The 15,453-nt window shown below is 63.3% G+C and carries 14 protein-coding genes; 5 read left to right on the top strand and 9 right to left on the bottom strand.

All coding sequences use genetic code 11. From position 1 onward, the window contains the following. Positions 1 to 7 precede the first annotated feature (7 nt). From mmsB to QN222_RS07665, 4 genes are all read right to left on the bottom strand, one after another. A complete protein-coding gene (mmsB, locus tag QN222_RS07680; RefSeq protein WP_283965835.1) occupies positions 8 to 904 on the bottom strand; it encodes a 3-hydroxyisobutyrate dehydrogenase in 897 nt (298 codons plus the stop codon). Positions 905 to 949: 45 nt separating this feature from the next. After that, entirely contained in the window at positions 950 to 2,011 is a 1,062-nt protein-coding gene (locus tag QN222_RS07675) for an enoyl-CoA hydratase/isomerase family protein (protein WP_283965836.1), read from the bottom strand. Positions 2,012 to 2,023: 12 nt separating this feature from the next. Further along, positions 2,024 to 3,166, bottom strand: coding sequence for an isobutyryl-CoA dehydrogenase (locus QN222_RS07670; protein WP_283965837.1), 1,143 nt, complete (start codon positions 3,164 to 3,166; stop codon positions 2,024 to 2,026). Positions 3,167 to 3,391: 225 nt separating this feature from the next. Beyond that, complete coding sequence (locus QN222_RS07665; RefSeq protein WP_284005350.1) at positions 3,392 to 4,810, bottom strand: XRE family transcriptional regulator; 1,419 nt, start codon at positions 4,808 to 4,810, stop codon at positions 3,392 to 3,394. Between the two features lie 157 nt (positions 4,811 to 4,967). Between QN222_RS07665 and QN222_RS07660 the strand changes: the two genes are divergently transcribed. The 5 genes from QN222_RS07660 to QN222_RS07640 all read left to right on the top strand — a co-directional run bounded on the left by QN222_RS07660 (position 4,968) and on the right by QN222_RS07640 (position 12,411). Then, on the top strand, positions 4,968 to 6,500 hold the full coding sequence (locus tag QN222_RS07660; RefSeq protein WP_283965215.1) for an acyl-CoA carboxylase subunit beta: 1,533 nt from the start codon (positions 4,968 to 4,970) through the stop codon (positions 6,498 to 6,500). 12 nt (positions 6,501 to 6,512) lie between these two features. Then, positions 6,513 to 6,803 carry a hypothetical protein gene (locus QN222_RS07655; protein ID WP_283965214.1) on the top strand — a complete coding sequence of 97 codons (291 nt, stop codon included), beginning with the start codon at positions 6,513 to 6,515 and terminating at the stop codon, positions 6,801 to 6,803. A 29-nt stretch (positions 6,804 to 6,832) separates the two neighbouring features. Continuing rightward, positions 6,833 to 8,836 carry an acetyl/propionyl/methylcrotonyl-CoA carboxylase subunit alpha gene (locus QN222_RS07650; protein ID WP_283965213.1) on the top strand — a complete coding sequence of 668 codons (2,004 nt, stop codon included), beginning with the start codon at positions 6,833 to 6,835 and terminating at the stop codon, positions 8,834 to 8,836. 64 nt (positions 8,837 to 8,900) lie between these two features. Beyond that, positions 8,901 to 11,063 (top strand): methylmalonyl-CoA mutase, encoded by a 2,163-nt coding sequence (gene scpA / locus QN222_RS07645; protein WP_283965212.1) that lies wholly within the window; start codon positions 8,901 to 8,903, stop codon positions 11,061 to 11,063. Between the two features lie 88 nt (positions 11,064 to 11,151). Next, positions 11,152 to 12,411, top strand: coding sequence for a hypothetical protein (locus tag QN222_RS07640; RefSeq protein WP_283965211.1), 1,260 nt, complete (start codon positions 11,152 to 11,154; stop codon positions 12,409 to 12,411). A gap of 71 nt (positions 12,412 to 12,482) precedes the next feature. Here the strand turns inward: QN222_RS07640 and QN222_RS07635 are convergent, their stop codons facing one another. The 5 genes from QN222_RS07635 to QN222_RS07615 form a co-directional block, all read right to left on the bottom strand. Further along, complete coding sequence (locus tag QN222_RS07635) at positions 12,483 to 13,022, bottom strand: hypothetical protein (RefSeq protein ID WP_283965210.1); 540 nt, start codon at positions 13,020 to 13,022, stop codon at positions 12,483 to 12,485. A 16-nt stretch (positions 13,023 to 13,038) separates the two neighbouring features. Continuing rightward, entirely contained in the window at positions 13,039 to 13,632 is a 594-nt protein-coding gene (locus tag QN222_RS07630) for a hypothetical protein (RefSeq protein WP_283965209.1), read from the bottom strand. Next, complete coding sequence (locus tag QN222_RS07625) at positions 13,629 to 14,228, bottom strand: hypothetical protein (RefSeq protein ID WP_283965208.1); 600 nt, start codon at positions 14,226 to 14,228, stop codon at positions 13,629 to 13,631. Before QN222_RS07625 ends, QN222_RS07630 begins: the two co-directional genes overlap by 4 nt. A gap of 171 nt (positions 14,229 to 14,399) precedes the next feature. Further along, entirely contained in the window at positions 14,400 to 15,026 is a 627-nt protein-coding gene (locus QN222_RS07620; RefSeq protein ID WP_283965207.1) for a hypothetical protein, read from the bottom strand. 30 nt (positions 15,027 to 15,056) lie between these two features. Further along, positions 15,057 to 15,453, bottom strand: a 397-nt coding sequence (locus QN222_RS07615) for a selenium-binding protein SBP56-related protein (protein WP_284005349.1), incomplete at its 5' end; no start/stop codon positions are given.

Here is a 15,453-nt window from a genome sequence, read left to right as displayed (position 1 = left end):
CGGCGCCCTACCCCGCCTTGACCTCCTCGTTGCCGCGCAGCATGCGGATCAAGGCAGAGAAATCCTCGCCGCCGTGGCCGAGTTTTTCGAACAGGCTGTAGAGCTGCGCCGCTTGCGCCCCCATCGGGGTCGCCGCGCCGCTGGCGCTTGCGGCCTGTTGCGACAGCTTCAGGTCCTTCAGCATCAGGCTCGCGGTAAAGCCAGGCTTGTATTCGTTGTTCGCCGGCGAGGCCGGCACCGGGCCGGGAACCGGGCAATAGGTCGTCAGCGACCAGCATTGGCCCGAAGAGGTGGACGCGACGTCGAAGAGCGCCTGATGCGAGAGGCCCAGCCGCTCGGCGAGTACGAAAGCCTCGCAAACACCGGCCATCGAAATGCCGAGGATCATGTTGTTGCAGATCTTCGCCGCCTGGCCGGCGCCGACATCGCCGCAGTGGACGATCTTCTTGCCCATTGCCTCGAGCAGGTGCTTGCCGCGGGAAAACGCCCCGTCACTGCCGCCGACCATGAAGGTCAGCGTGCCGGCCGCGGCTCCCGCCGTGCCGCCGGAGACCGGCGCGTCGAGCGAGGGGCAGCCTGCCTTGTCGGCAAAGCCGTGCACCTTGCGCGCGCTTTCGACATCGATCGTCGAACTGTCGATGATGAGCGTGCCCGGATCGACGAAACCGAGCAGTTCGTCCCAGACATAAAGGACATGTGCGCTAGCCGGCAGCATGGTGATGACGCACTCCGCCTCGCGCACGGCTTGTGCGATCGAGCCGGCGACCGAAACGCCGGTCTTCGCCGCGGCGTTGCGGGACGCTTCCGACAGGTCGAAGCCGGTGACGGCGTGACCCGCCTTCACCAGATTGGCGGCCATCGGGCCGCCCATGTTGCCAAGCCCGATAAAGGCGATCTTCGTCATGTGCCTCTCCTCCTGCACCTGCACGTTTTCGTTCGACGGCTGTCTTCACCCAAAGAGCGGCGGACCGTCGTGTCTCTCGAACCGGGCGAGCACCTGCGGCGTCACTTCCGCGAGCCCAATCGACCATTTCGGATTGCGGTCCTTGTCGATCACCGCAGCCCGCACGCCTTCGTAGAAATCCGGATTGGAGAGCATACCGATTGTCGCGGCGTATTCCCGCTCCAGGCATTCGTTGAGCGTGGCGCTCGCGTGTCCCGCCCGCAACAGCGATAGCGTCAATTTCAGGCTGATAGCGGAGCGCGTTCGCAGCATTTGCAGCGTCTCGCGAGCGAAATCCGAGCCGTCGTGTTCCAGCGCGTCCAGGATTTCCTCGACGGTGCCGAAGGCAAAGCAGCGGTCGATCAGCGAAAAATGGTCGTGCAACGGCGACTCGGACGGTTCGCTGGAAACACTGCGGATTGCGGCGGAAATATCCTCCGCCTTCGCCGAAGCCGGAAGCGCCGCGAGCGCGGCGATCAGGTCGCCGATCCTGTCCGTCGAAACAAAACTGTCGGCGAGCCGCGCGTGGATCGCATTCGCCGCGCCGATGTCGCGGCCGGTGAGCCCGATATAGGTGCCGAACTCACCGGGGGCACGCGGCAGAAGCCAGGTCGCGCCGACGTCGGTGAAATAGCCGATTCCCGTCTCCGGCATGGCAAGCCGCGTCCTCTCCGTGACGATCCGATGGCTGCCATGAGCGGAAACGCCGACCCCACCGCCCATGACGATGCCGTCCATGAGGGCAATATAGGGCTTGGAATAGGCAGAAATTCGGCTGTTGACGACGAATTCCTCGCGCCAGAATTGCGCCCCTTCCTCCGGCCGCTCGCGGCCGCTCTCGTAGATCATGCGGATGTCGCCGCCGGCGCAAAGCCCACGTTCGCCTTCTCCGGTGACAAGCACGGCGGCGACCGCCGGGTCGCGTTCGAACTCGGTCAGGGCCGCATCGATCATGCGGATCATCGGCAGGTTGAGGCTGTTCAGCGCACGCGGCCGGTTGAGCCGGAGCCTGCCGATCGCGCCTTGGCGCTCGACGATGACCTCCGGTTGAGCGGACTGCATCTCCATGAAATATCCTTCCTATTTCCGTCCCATGATCGCGCGGGAAACGATCAGCCGCATGATCTCGTTGGTGCCCTCGAGTATCTGGTGCACCCGCAGGTCGCGCACAATCTTCTCGACGCCGTAATCGGCGAGATAGCCGTAGCCGCCATGGAGTTGCAGCGCATCGTTTGCGACCGCGAAGCAGCGGTCGGTCACGAAACGCTTGGCCATGGCGCAAAGCTTGGTCGCCTCCGAATCCCCCGCATCGAGCGCGGCGGCCGCCCGCCAGAGGAAGGTGCGGGCAATCTCGAGATCGGTTGCCATGTCGGCCAGACGGAACTGCAACGCCTGGAACTCGCCGATCGCCTTGCCAAAGGCGCGCCGCTCCTGGACATAGGCGAGCGCCTTGTCGAAGGCAGCCTGGGCACCGCCGAGCGAGGCGGCGGCGATGTTCAGCCTTCCGCCGTCGAGACCGGCCATGGCGATCCTGAAACCCTCGCCTTCCGCACCCAGCCGGTTTGCAGCCGGGATGCGGACATTGTCCAGCATCACCGCACGGGTCGGCTGGGCATGCCAGCCCATCTTCTTCTCGTTGGCGCCGAAGGTCAGACCCGGTGCCTCCTTCTCGACGACAAACGCCGAAATGCCCTTCGGCCCCTCGTCGCCGGTGCGGGCCATGACGATATAGAGGCCGGATTCGCCGGCGCCGGAAATGAATTGCTTCTGGCCGGTCAGCACATAGCTGTCGCCCTCGCGCACCGCCTTGGTCTTCAGTGCCGCCGCGTCCGAACCGGAACCCGGTTCGGTCAGGCAATAGCTCGCCAGCGTCTCCATGGTGAGGAGTTGCGGTAGCAGCCGCTGGCGCTGTTCGTCGGTGCCGTAGCGGTCGATCATACCGGCGCACATGTTGTGGATCGAGACGAAGGAGGCGACAGCCGGGCAGCCCGTCGCCAACGCCTCGATGATCATCGCCGCGTCGAGGCGGGTGAGACCCGTGCCGCCGACATCGTCACGGACATAGATGCCGGCCATGCCGAGAGCGGCGGCCGCCCGCAGCTTGTCCACCGGAAAATGCTTCTGCTGGTCCCAGTCGATGGCGTTGGGCGCGAGTTCGTCCCGGGCAAAATCGAGCGCCATCGCGCGGATGGCTTCCTGCTCCTCTGACAGGCGAAAATCCATATGCATGTCCTCCCTGACCCGCATACTGACAATGTGGCGCACTGCATGTTTCCATAAATCGAAGACGATTTATGGATAAAAACATGCAGCACTCAAAGTGCTACAGCGACCTTTGCGCGTCTGAGGAGACGCGCGGCGCTGTAGTTACACCAAATTTCGCACAGGCACAGACGCAAATTCTCACAGAGTCTGTTCAAAAACGAACAGAACCATGAAAAGCAAGGCTTAGTTCTCACTCAAACGATACGGCAGAGAGCCGCGCATGTCATGGTCGACGATCAGCTTGCGTTTCAGCGGCGGCACGGCGCGGCTGGCGCATTTGGTGCGCTCGCAGATGCGGCAGGAGATGCCGATCGGATCGAAGGCGGCGCGGTTGCCGAGATCCATGTCGTCGGCATAAACGAAAGCGTCGGCATAGGAGATTTCGCAGCCGAGCGCCAAGGCGTAGCGCGGATGATTGGCGCGGTAACCGCCGCCGCCCTTGGTGATCTGCGTGGCGAGACAGAGATAGCGCACGCCATCCGGCGTTTCGGCGAGCTGGCGAATGATCCGCCCTGGCGTCTCGAACGCCTGATGCACGTTCCACAGCGGACAGGCCGCCCCGAAGCGGGCGAATTGCAGTTTGGCCGCGCTGTGGCGCTTGGTGATGTTCCCCGCCCGGTCGATGCGCGCAAAGAAGATCGGAATCCCTTTCTGCCCGGGGCGCTGCAGCGTCGAGAGCCGATGGCAGACCTGCTCCAGCGAGGCGCCGAAACGGGCAGCGAGTAGTTCGATATCGTGCCGCAATTCTCGCGCCGCTTTGAGGAAAGACTGGTACGGCAGGATCAGGGCGCCGGCGAAATAATTCTGCAAGCCGAGCCGGCAGATTTCGTAGGCTTCCTCGGTGCGGAAGCCCGCACTGCCGGCGACCCGGTCGATCTCCTCGCGGGCATGGAACTGGGCGATCTGCAGCGCAAGCTGAAAGTCGCGCGTCGGCGCCGGCGCGTATGGGTTCAGGGTCAGGATACGGGCGCGCGGATCGAAGCGGCGGATCGCCTCGTCGCCCGCGACGCCGCGCACGACGCGCACGCCATGGCGCTGCTCGAGATAGGCGGCGAGCGCCGTATGATTATCCCCCTCCCCAAGGCCGAGGTCGGCGGCAAGCGTTTCGGCGAGCGTATCGATCTCGTGGATGTAGTTGTCGACGAAATGGAAGAAGTCGCGCACCTCCTCGTAAGGAGTCGTCTCGACGAAGGAGGCGCCGCGGCCGATCGTGTCGTCGATGCTGGCAAGCTGTTCGCTGTTGCGGCGATAGGCCTGATGGCAGGTGATCAGCGCATGCGCGAGGCCCGGGGCGTTCTGGGCGACGAGCTTCAGTTCCTGGAGGCTCGGCGAATAGGTTTCGAAGAGCGGATCGTTCAGCGCCTCCGACAGGGCCGACAGGAGCCGGTCGCCCTCGCCCGTCGAGAGTTCCGCGATATCGATCTGGAACTTCTCCGCAAGCGCGAGCAGCACCGCCGCCGAAACCGGCCGCTGGTTGTTTTCGATCTGGTTCAGGTAGCTCGTCGAGATACCGATGCGCTCGGCGAACTGCCCCTGCGTCGCCCGGTTGGCTTCCCGGAGTTCGCGGACCTTGCGGCCGATATAGAGTTTGCCGATCGCCATGTTCGCAACTTCGCAATTTACGTTTCACATATTTCTATATTCCACATTCGCACATGATCGGCCGTTTTGCCATCCGACCTTCGACGCTATTGCGAAGCTAGGAACGCCTCTGCAAAATCGAGAAAATCTCGGCGAGAAAGAATTCGGGAGGAGACACATGCGCGCCATACTGGAACAGGTGGAGGCCCGCCGCGCACAAGCGCGCGCCGGCGGCGGCGAGCGCCGCGTCGAGGCCCAGCACGGCAAGGGCAAGCTGACGGCGCGCGAGCGCATCGACGTGCTGCTCGACGAAGGCTCCTTCGAAGAATACGACATGTATGTGACGCATCGCTGCGTCGACTTCGGCATGGCCGAGCAGAAGATCGCCGGCGATGGCGTCGTCACCGGCTGGGGCACGATCAATGGCCGGCAGGTCTATGTCTTTTCCCAGGATTTCACCGTGCTCGGCGGCTCGCTCTCCGAGACCCATGCGGAAAAGATCTGCAAGATCATGGACATGGCAGCTCGCAACGGTGCGCCCGTGATCGGCCTCAACGATTCCGGCGGCGCCCGCATCCAGGAGGGTGTCGCCTCGCTCGCCGGCTATGCGGAGGTTTTCCGCCGCAACGCGGAAGTCTCGGGCGTCATTCCGCAGATCTCGGTTATCATGGGGCCGTGCGCCGGCGGCGCGGTCTATTCGCCAGCGATGACCGATTTCATCTTCATGGTGCGCGACAGCTCCTACATGTTCGTCACCGGCCCAGACGTGGTCAAGACCGTGACGAACGAGATCGTCACCGCGGAGGAGCTCGGCGGCGCCCGCACCCATACGACGAAATCCTCGGTCGCCGACGGTGCCTATGAAAATGATGTCGAGGCGCTGGAACACGTGCGCCTGCTCTTCGACTTCCTGCCGCTCAACAACCGCGAAAAACCGCCGGTCCGGCCCTTTTGCGATGATCCGGCGCGCGTCGAGATGCGTCTCGACAGCCTGATCCCCGACAGCGCCGCCAAGCCCTACGACATGAAGGAACTCATTCTGGCGCTTGCCGACGAAGGCGACTTCTTCGAGCTCCAGGCGAGCTTTGCCCGCAACATCGTTACCGGCTTCATTCGCCTCGAAGGGCAGACAGTCGGTGTAGTCGCCAACCAGCCGATGGTGCTCGCCGGCTGCCTCGACATCGATTCCTCGCGCAAGGCCGCCCGTTTCGTCCGCTTCTGCGACGCCTTCTCGATCCCGATCCTGACGCTCGTCGACGTGCCGGGCTTCCTGCCGGGCACGAGCCAGGAATATGGCGGCGTCATTAAGCATGGCGCCAAGCTGCTCTTCGCCTATAGCCAGGCAACGGTACCGATGGTCACCCTTATCACCCGCAAGGCGTATGGCGGAGCCTATGACGTCATGGCTTCGAAGCACATCGGCGCCGACGTCAACTATGCCTGGCCGACGGCGGAGATCGCCGTCATGGGCGCCAAGGGCGCGACCGAAATCCTCTACAGGTCGGAACTCGGCGATCCGGAAAAGATCGCCGCCCGCACGAAGGAATACGAGGAACGCTTCGCCAATCCCTTCGTCGCCGCCGAGCGCGGCTTCATCGACGAGGTGATCATGCCGCACTCGTCGCGCCGCCGCATCGCCCGCGCCTTCGCGTCGCTCCGCAACAAACAGGCGGAGACGCGCTGGCGCAAGCACGACACGATTCCGCTCTAAACGAGGCACGCTATGAAATCGGGACCGGACCCCGTGATGACACCTGAGGCGGCACGCAGCGATCACTGGCAGATGCTGCGCTATCTGGCGACGAACGCCCTTTACGGCGTGCTCGTGGGTGTGGCGGCTGCGGGCGCACTGATCTGGCTCAACATCGGCGCAGTCGGCACCCACATCGCGCGCTCTGCGAACCCGCTGCTTGCGGCGGCCATGGTGATTGCCCCTTTTGCTCTCCTCTTTGGCGGCGCGGCTGCGGCCTCCTCCATTGCGCTTCTACCCTACCGGCGAAAGTTCAGGCGCTGACGCGACAGAAAGGATTCAAAGAGAAACGCATGTTCAAGAAAATCCTCATCGCCAATCGTGGTGAAATCGCCTGCCGCGTTATCCGCACCGCCAAGAGGCTCGGCATTGCGACGGTCGCCGTCTACTCCGATGCCGATCGCGACGCCATGCATGTGCGCATGGCGGATGAAGCGGTACATATCGGCGCCTCGCCCTCCAGCCAGTCCTATATCGTCATCGACAAGATCATCGACGCGATCCGCAAGACCGGCGCCGATGCCGTGCATCCGGGCTACGGCTTCCTTTCGGAAAACGCCGCTTTTGCCGAAGCGCTGGAGAAAGAAGGCGTCGCCTTCATCGGGCCACCCGTCGGCGCGATAAAGGCGATGGGCGACAAGATCACCTCGAAGAAGATCGCCGCAGAAGCCGATGTCTCGACCGTTCCGGGCCATATGGGGCTGATCGAGGACGCCGAAGAAGCCGTCCGGATCGCCGCGGCCATCGGCTATCCGGTGATGATCAAGGCGTCGGCCGGCGGCGGCGGCAAGGGCATGAGGATCGCCTGGAACGACATCGAGGCGCGCGAGGGCTTCCAGTCGTCGAAGAACGAGGCGAAAAGCTCCTTCGGCGACGACCGTATCTTCATCGAAAAATTCGTGACCGAGCCCCGCCACATCGAAATCCAGGTGCTCGGCGACAAACATGGCAACACGCTCTATCTCGGCGAGCGCGAATGCTCGATTCAGCGCCGAAACCAGAAGGTCATCGAGGAGGCGCCATCCCCGTTCCTCGACGAGAAGACGCGGCGCGCCATGGGCAAACAGGCGGTCACGCTCGCCAAAGCCGTCGGCTACCACTCCGCCGGTACGGTCGAATTCATCGTCGACGGCGAGCGCAATTTCTACTTCCTCGAGATGAACACGCGTTTGCAGGTGGAGCACCCGGTGACGGAACTCATCACCGGGCTCGACCTCGTCGAACAGATGATCCGCGTCGCCGCCGGCGAGGAACTCGCCTTCAGCCAGAAAGACGTGAAGCTCGACGGCTGGGCGATCGAAAGCCGGCTCTACGCGGAAGACCCCTACCGTAACTTCCTGCCCTCGATCGGCCGGCTGACGCGCTACCGTCCGCCCCAGGAAGGCAGAAAGGACGACGGCACCGTCATCCGCAACGACACCGGCGTCTTCGAGGGCGGCGAAATCTCGATGTATTATGACCCGATGATCGCCAAGCTGTGCACCTGGGGGCCGGATCGCGCCACGGCCGTCGAGGCGATGGCGAGCGCGCTCGATGAATTCGAAGTCGAGGGCATCGGGCACAACCTGCCGTTCCTTTCCGCCGTCATGCAGCAGCAACGCTTCCGCGAAGGGCGTCTGACCACCGCCTATATCGCCGAGGAATTTACCGACGGCTTCCAGGGCGTCGTCCCGGACGAGGCGGACGCACGCAAACTCGCGGCCGTCGCGGTCACGATCAACCAGGCGCTACAGGAGCGCGCAAGCCAGATCTCGGGCACGATCGGCAACCACCGCCGCGTCGTCGGTCACGACTGGGTGGCAAGCCTTGGTGATCGCCACTTTGCCGTCACGGCCGGCGCCTCGGCCGATGGCGCCTTCGTTCGCTTTGCCGACGAGAGAGCGGTGACGGTCGCAACCGACTGGACGCCCGGCCGTACGCTTGCCACCTTCAACATCGACAATCAGCCGATGGGCGTGAAGGTCGATCTCGTCGGCACCGGGATCCGGCTGCGCTGGCGCGGCATCGACGCGATCTTGCGCGTCAGAACCCCGCGCGTTGCCGAACTCGCGCGGCTGATGCCGAAGAAGCTACCGCCGGACACGTCGAAGATGCTGCTCTGCCCGATGCCGGGCGTCGTGACCTTGATCGCGGTCAAGGAGGGCGACACGGTCGAAGCCGGACAGGCAATCGCCGTAGTCGAGGCAATGAAGATGGAAAACATCCTCCGGGCTGAGAAGCGCGCGACGGTTAAGCGCGTGGCGATCGTCGCTGGCGCGAGCCTCGCGGTGGACGAGTTGATCATGGAGTTCGAGTGAAGTCGTATGCCCTCCAACGCGCGATCATCGTTTGCGCCCGCCGGTGAGAAGGAGCGGAAAGCCAATGCCTGATAACGACAACAGTCGCCAAAATACCAATCCGCTGAAAGACTGGGCCACGCTCGCCGAACGCGAAGTGAAGGTGCCGCTGGAAGATCTCGTCTGGCACACCCCGGAGGGCATTCCGGTGAAGCCGATCTACACGGCCGAGGACATGCAGGGCGTCGATCATCTCGGCACGCTGCCGGGCTTCGCGCCGTTCACGCGCGGGCCACGCGCCACCATGTACGTCGGCCGGCCATGGACCATCCGGCAATATGCCGGCTTCTCCACCGCCGAGGCCTCCAACGCCTTTTACCGCAAGGCGCTCGCCGCCGGCCAGCAGGGCGTTTCGGTCGCCTTCGACCTCGCCACCCATCGCGGCTACGATTCGGATCATCCGCGCGTCGTCGGCGACGTCGGCAAGGCCGGCGTGGCAATAGATAGCGTCGAGGACATGAAGATCCTGTTCGACGGCATCCCGCTCGATAAAATCTCGGTCTCGATGACGATGAACGGCGCGGTGATCCCGATTCTCGCTTCCTTCATCGTCGCCGGCGAGGAGCAGGGCGTGCCGCGCCGGGAGCTCTCCGGGACCATTCAGAACGACATTCTCAAGGAGTTCATGGTCCGCAACACCTACATCTACCCGCCCGAGCCGTCGATGCGGATCGTCGCCGATATCATCGCCTACACGGCCAAAGATATGCCACGCTTCAACTCGATCTCGATCTCCGGCTACCATATGCAGGAGGCCGGCGCGACGCTGGTGCAGGAGTTGGCCTTCACCCTTGCCGACGGGCGCGATTACGTTCGCGCGGCGATTGCCAAGGGCTTGAACGTCGATGACTTCGCCGGCCGGCTCTCCTTCTTCTTCGCCATCGGCATGAACTTCTTCATGGAGGCCGCCAAGCTGCGCGCCGCGCGCTTCCTCTGGGCGAAGATTATGGAAGACTTCCGCCCGAAAAAGCAGTCCTCCCTGATGCTGCGCACGCATTGCCAGACCTCCGGGGTGTCGCTGCAGGAGCAAGACCCCTACAACAATATCATCCGCACCGCCTTCGAAGCGATGTCGGCGGTGCTCGGCGGCACGCAGTCGCTGCACACCAATTCCTTCGACGAAGCGATCGCGCTGCCGACCGAGTTCTCCGCGCGCATCGCCCGCAACACGCAACTGATCCTCCAGCATGAGACCGGCGTGACCAAGGTGGTCGATCCACTCGCCGGCTCCTATTACGTCGAGGCGCTGACCCGCGATCTCGCGGAAAAGGCCTGGGCTTTGATGGAGGAGGTGGAAGCGCTGGGCGGAATGACCAAGGCGGTGGCAAGCGGCCTGCCGAAGCGCCTGATCGAGGAGGCGGCGATCCGACGCCAGGCGGCGGTCGACAAGGGCGAGGAGGTTATCGTCGGCGTCAACAAGTATCGGCGCGAAAACGAAGAGCCGATCGATATCCTCGAGATCGACAACACCGCCGTCCGGGCGGCGCAGATCAGACGGATCGAGGAGACCAAGCGCCGGCGCGATTCGCAGGTGGTGAAGGAGACGCTCGAAGCGCTTGCCGAGGTCGCAAGGAGCGGCAAGGGCAATCTGCTCGCGGCCGCGATCGAAGCCGCGCGGGAGCGCGCCACCGTCGGCGAGATCTCCGAAGCGATGCGGCAGGCCTTCGGCGACTACACCGCGGTCCCGGAAGTCGTCACCGACATCTACGGAAAGGCCTATGAAAGCGATCCCGAACTCGGCGTGCTCGCCGGGCGTCTCGACGAGGTCACCAAGCGGCTTGGCCACAAACCGAAGATCATGGTGGCCAAGCTCGGCCAGGACGGGCACGATCGCGGCGCCAAGGTGATCGCGTCTGCCTTCAGCGACGTCGGCTTCAACGTCGTCGCCGGGCCGCTGTTCCAGACCCCGGACGAGGCCGCCGACCTGGCGCTTGCCGAGGATGTTACCGTCGTCGGCGTCTCCTCGCTTGCCGCCGGCCATAAGACACTGATGCCGCAGCTCGCCGAAGCGCTGAAGAAGCGCGGCGGCAAGGACATCATCGTCGTCTGCGGCGGCGTTATTCCGCGACAGGACTATCAATATCTCATGGACAACGGCGTCGCCGCCGTCTTCGGTCCTGGCACACACGTCCTCGACGCCGCGCGCGCGGTGCTCGACCTGATCGAGGGCAAGCGACGGAACGTGTGACGCGAAGCTGCAGCCACTGGTGGAGCTGCCGCCCTCCAGATGGAGCGCGGTGGTTGTGCCGAGCGCCGCATGCAGGTATGTATCGGGCATGACGTCGATCGCGGATGCTCTGGGCCCTCTCGCCCTGACGGGCCGTCTGCTTGCCCGTTTCTGGCCGCAGCTCCTTCTCATTGCTGCTGTCGGCTACATCGTGCGCGACCTGCTTCTCAGGGTGGCTGTCGCGGTCGGTCTGCAACACCCGTTGGGCGGCATGGTCGTCCTCTCCCTCGTCGTACTCTCGAAGCTTGTCGTCGTCGTCATGATGTTTCTTGCACTGCGCCCGGGACTGCCGGCACTCGCATCCGTCAGACAGCAGCGCGCAACACCCGATGGTCGCGAACGTAACGATCGCGTGCTTGCTCTCGTCGGCGCCGCCATTCTCCCCTTTTTCGCCTACTATGCCGCATGGGGTTTCCTCGGCGACACGGTGCGTGGGTATTCAAGACTGGCTCTGAGCAAGGTCGCGTTCGGCGAGAAGGCGCAATTCTTCGACATTCTGAGTTCGCAAGGTCTTCTGCTTTCGATCGGTGTCTGCTGGCTGGTGCGCTGGGGCGCCAAGCGAATGAACAAGCAAACGCAGGCGACCTTTTGGCGGCTACTGGTCGTCGCTGCGGACGCGAGTTGGATATTCATCGGTCTCTACGGCCTTGCCATCTGGAAGGACGAGTTCGTCGCATGGCTCGGTGCCGGACCGCTTTCCGACGCGTTCAGCCAAAGCAGCGGGCTGAGCCTGATCACCACGGCCCACGCGGCGGAAACGTTCTTGCCGATAGAGGTCCGCAAGCCCGACTGGATCACGCAGTCGCGGAACCTTTTCTTCTATGCCCTCCTGCCAATGGTATGGCTCGTGATGGCCGCTATCATTTATGGCTACGAACTTTCCCGTCCGAACCGTATCGGCCAGCCGTCAAACGCGCGCGCAAAGACATGGTGCAAATGGCTCTCGGATTTCATCGAGCACTTCGTCAGTGATTATCGTTCGCGCTACGGCCCGGTGTGGACATGCTTGAAACTGACGCTCGGCTCTGGCCTCGCCACGCTGCTTGTCTTCATTGTGGCCTATCGGATGATCGGCTGGATCGGCGCCTGGCTTTGGTTCGGCGCGACCCGCCTGATTGGAGTGCAGGATCTGACTACATGGCAGATGCTCTTCGACACCATCAGCGTCTTCATCGGCAGCCCTAGCGATCTCGATGGCGGCATTCTGCTTGACGCTGCACGCATCGCACTGCTTGCGGCCGTGCTGGAGCATGCTGCGGCGACGCAGTTGAAAACGGCAGCCGCCAGCGCCGTTCCAAGCAAAGCGTGAGGGGCTCGCGGGACGAAACAGGAAAAGCAAAGCGATGAGCCGGCATCTAGATACGATAGCGATAAAGCGCGCTAGCTGCTCGTCCACTTGAACAGAAGAACATCGTCCCCGGCTCCCGTGAACTCAACCGAGAGTGAGAGATCACGCGCATTGGCCGGCACGACGAAGCTCTCAACCATCTTCACAGGGTTGCCTCTCTGCGAGCCTGCAAATGCCAACGCGCTGCAACGCGGCCTCTCGGCAATCTCCGGATACGTCTCACGGACAGTCGGCTCCGTCATCGACAGCGGCTCCCAGCGACGCCCCTCGGCATCCACCAGCCGGACGACGCAATTGGTTTGCGCAAGAATACTGGGATCATCAGGCAAGGCTTCCAACGCCGCCAGGACGATGCGCGCCTCCTTTGAGGAGCCAGGCAAACGCTTCATATCGGCAAGCCGCCACACAGCCCCGCCGTGGGTTCGCGAGGCACCACTTTCAACCACGAAATGCGAGCCTTCATTCGCGGACCATGCTTCTCGCAGACTGTCCCACGCATTCACGACAATTGCCAAAGGCAACACACCTACCAGCGCCAGGAGGCAGATCCAGTAACGGCTTCGCTCACTCATTCTCATGGCGCGGCCCTCACTCGACCTTCAATATCCAGGGCATGGTGCTACTACCCCGCTCCAGCGCAACAGACGGATGAATGTCTGTCGGGTTCTTTTCACCGACGTCGATCCATAGCTCCTCGCCGAGCGGTATGAGAGCTGAGCGCGCGACGAGCAATGTCCCCCCTCGCACCTCTGCTTCAGGCATCTCGAAGGCAAGCAGAACAGGTCTCGGGAGCCCAGGCTCAAGGCGTTCCGTCGGCAGGTAACCGCGAAGCGTCGAGAACCGCTCGCTCAGTGCGTACCGAACTCCGCTTGGCGCACGCCATTCCGCCGACATCAACGTCAGGCTTTCGCGTTTGGCCACCGCCGCTCCTTCAACAAGCACCCAAACGCCGGAAGTTGTGTATTCGCGCACACTGCCGAAACTCTGCGTCTTCACAGCGCGGGCGAGATGGATGTTTCCAGCCGCGAATGCAAAGTCCCGGCCTTCGACCCGCTCGCCGGCCTTGCCTTGAATCACGATGGGCGAGGTGATCTCGCCATAGCCGGGCGTGTTTTGCTGCATCACATAGAGGACCGCTACTGCGGGTAGCAGGGTGAGTACCGCTCGAACGGCACCCATCATAACGGTGCCCCCTTACGACCTTGGGTGACAGCCAGTTCGACCATCGCAGCTGCGCCATCCTCGAACCAGCCGGGCGAGCCGTAGAGATTGTCGCGCTGCTTGTAAATCTCGCGGCGAAGCTTGAGCTGCAGTGACTGCGGGACCGGCGTGCCGCTGGATAATTCCCAGACTGCGATCAGCCGTTCCGGCATGTTCGGATTGATTGCGCTGGCAATCCACTTGTCCCGGGCGAGATAATAGGTGGGTCCGGGAAGAGCCGCCGGCGACGGCTTCTCAATCGAGATCAGTTCATGAAAAGCGTTGCTGGTGGCAGCCGATCGGTTGTCGAGATCGAACTCGAGCACGAGGAACGTGTCCGGCTCGAAGGGCTTCGTCCCGGTCGGCGGAATTGGGCTGAGATAGGCTTCATGTATCGTGACAACCCACCGCCCGGTATCGACCGGCTCGCCTGGTGCGACGACTGGCACCTGATTGGGCGTGGCCGCATCGTATACCGCCATGGCGAAGCTGATGGCCGCCGCCGCGATACCGCCGAGCCCGGCGGCAAGCAGTGCGAACAGGCGACGTCTTAAGCGCGACCGTTGTCGGATCGACATCCATCCTCCCAAACGCCTTCGTCACGCCCCGTGGCAAGATAGCCGGTCGGCGCAGAGAAATCAAAACGTGTGTTGAGCGCGAGGCTGAAACCGCGAGTTATCTCAGCCGCTGGCCCGGAGCTGAGATAACGGCCAGACGGCGGCCGTGGGTGGCCTCAATCGTCGACGGCATCAAGCCACGACGAGAATGACGCCGGTCGCGACCAGTGCCAGTGTCCAGATGAGGTCGAAGTTGATCCACGCGGTACGCAGGACTCCAAGATCGAACCATTCGATAATGGCGAAGGCGACCGCGGCAGTGACCGCGAGCGTCGCTGCGGTATGGAGTGCGACGGCCGCCAGCGAGATCGGCAGCGAACTGCCGAGACGGATGGTGGCTGATGGGTCCGCGAGGCAGAGGCCCAACACCGCAGGCACCAGCATCAGCCCCGCGCCATGCCCCGTCGCCATCAGGAATGACCAGAGTGCGAGGCCGGCCATTCCGGTCCGCATGCCGACCCGGACCCGGTGGCGGTGCCCATAGAATGCGTAATAGCCGGCGAGGCCGAGAATGAGCGCGGCCGCGAAAAGCTTGAGGCTCCGCAGGTCGACGACGGTGCCGAAGGCCATAAAAGCCGCCAGCACGACGGCAATGGCGACCGCATGCCCGGCGGCAATCGGCAGGAGCGACAGCCAGACGATCCGCGAACTTTGTCGATGGAGCCCCAGCGCCACGGCAAAAAGCCAGCCCATTGCCGGGTTGACGCCATGAAAGGCGCCAAGGCCGGCGAGGGAAAGCCACGGCCAGAAATCAGTCATCCGTACTGGCGGGGCACGATCCCACACCCCTCACGGATAGCAATAGGAGTCGGACGAGCAGTCGCCACCTTCGAGCCTAACCTGATGCGGGCGATGACCCTTCGGCCAATCGACGAAAAAGCTCTCGTCGAAGGAGATTCCACCGTTGTCGCCGACATCGAGTTTCACCATCCATCCGTCGATGCCGTCCGGATAGAATTGCGGGTCGATCGCGCCGTAGAGCGAGTTGGTGAAATAAACGCGCTTGCCGTCACGGCTGATTTCCACCATCTGCGGTCCGCCATTGAGTGCGCCGTTCGACGCTTTCGGATGCGTTGCGCGGGCAACGATCCCGCCGATCCTGACGCGGCCGGTCTCCTTCGGCGCGAGCGGATCCGAAACGTCATACTGGATCATGTCGCCGGTACCCCAGCAGGAGACGTAGAGG

The organism is Sinorhizobium sp. 6-70 (genome assembly GCF_030124375.1).
Classification (GTDB): Bacteria; Pseudomonadota; Alphaproteobacteria; order Rhizobiales; family Rhizobiaceae; genus Sinorhizobium.
The sequence above is the reverse complement of the archived record's forward strand: the minus strand, read 5'-3'. Positions and strand labels throughout refer to the sequence as shown.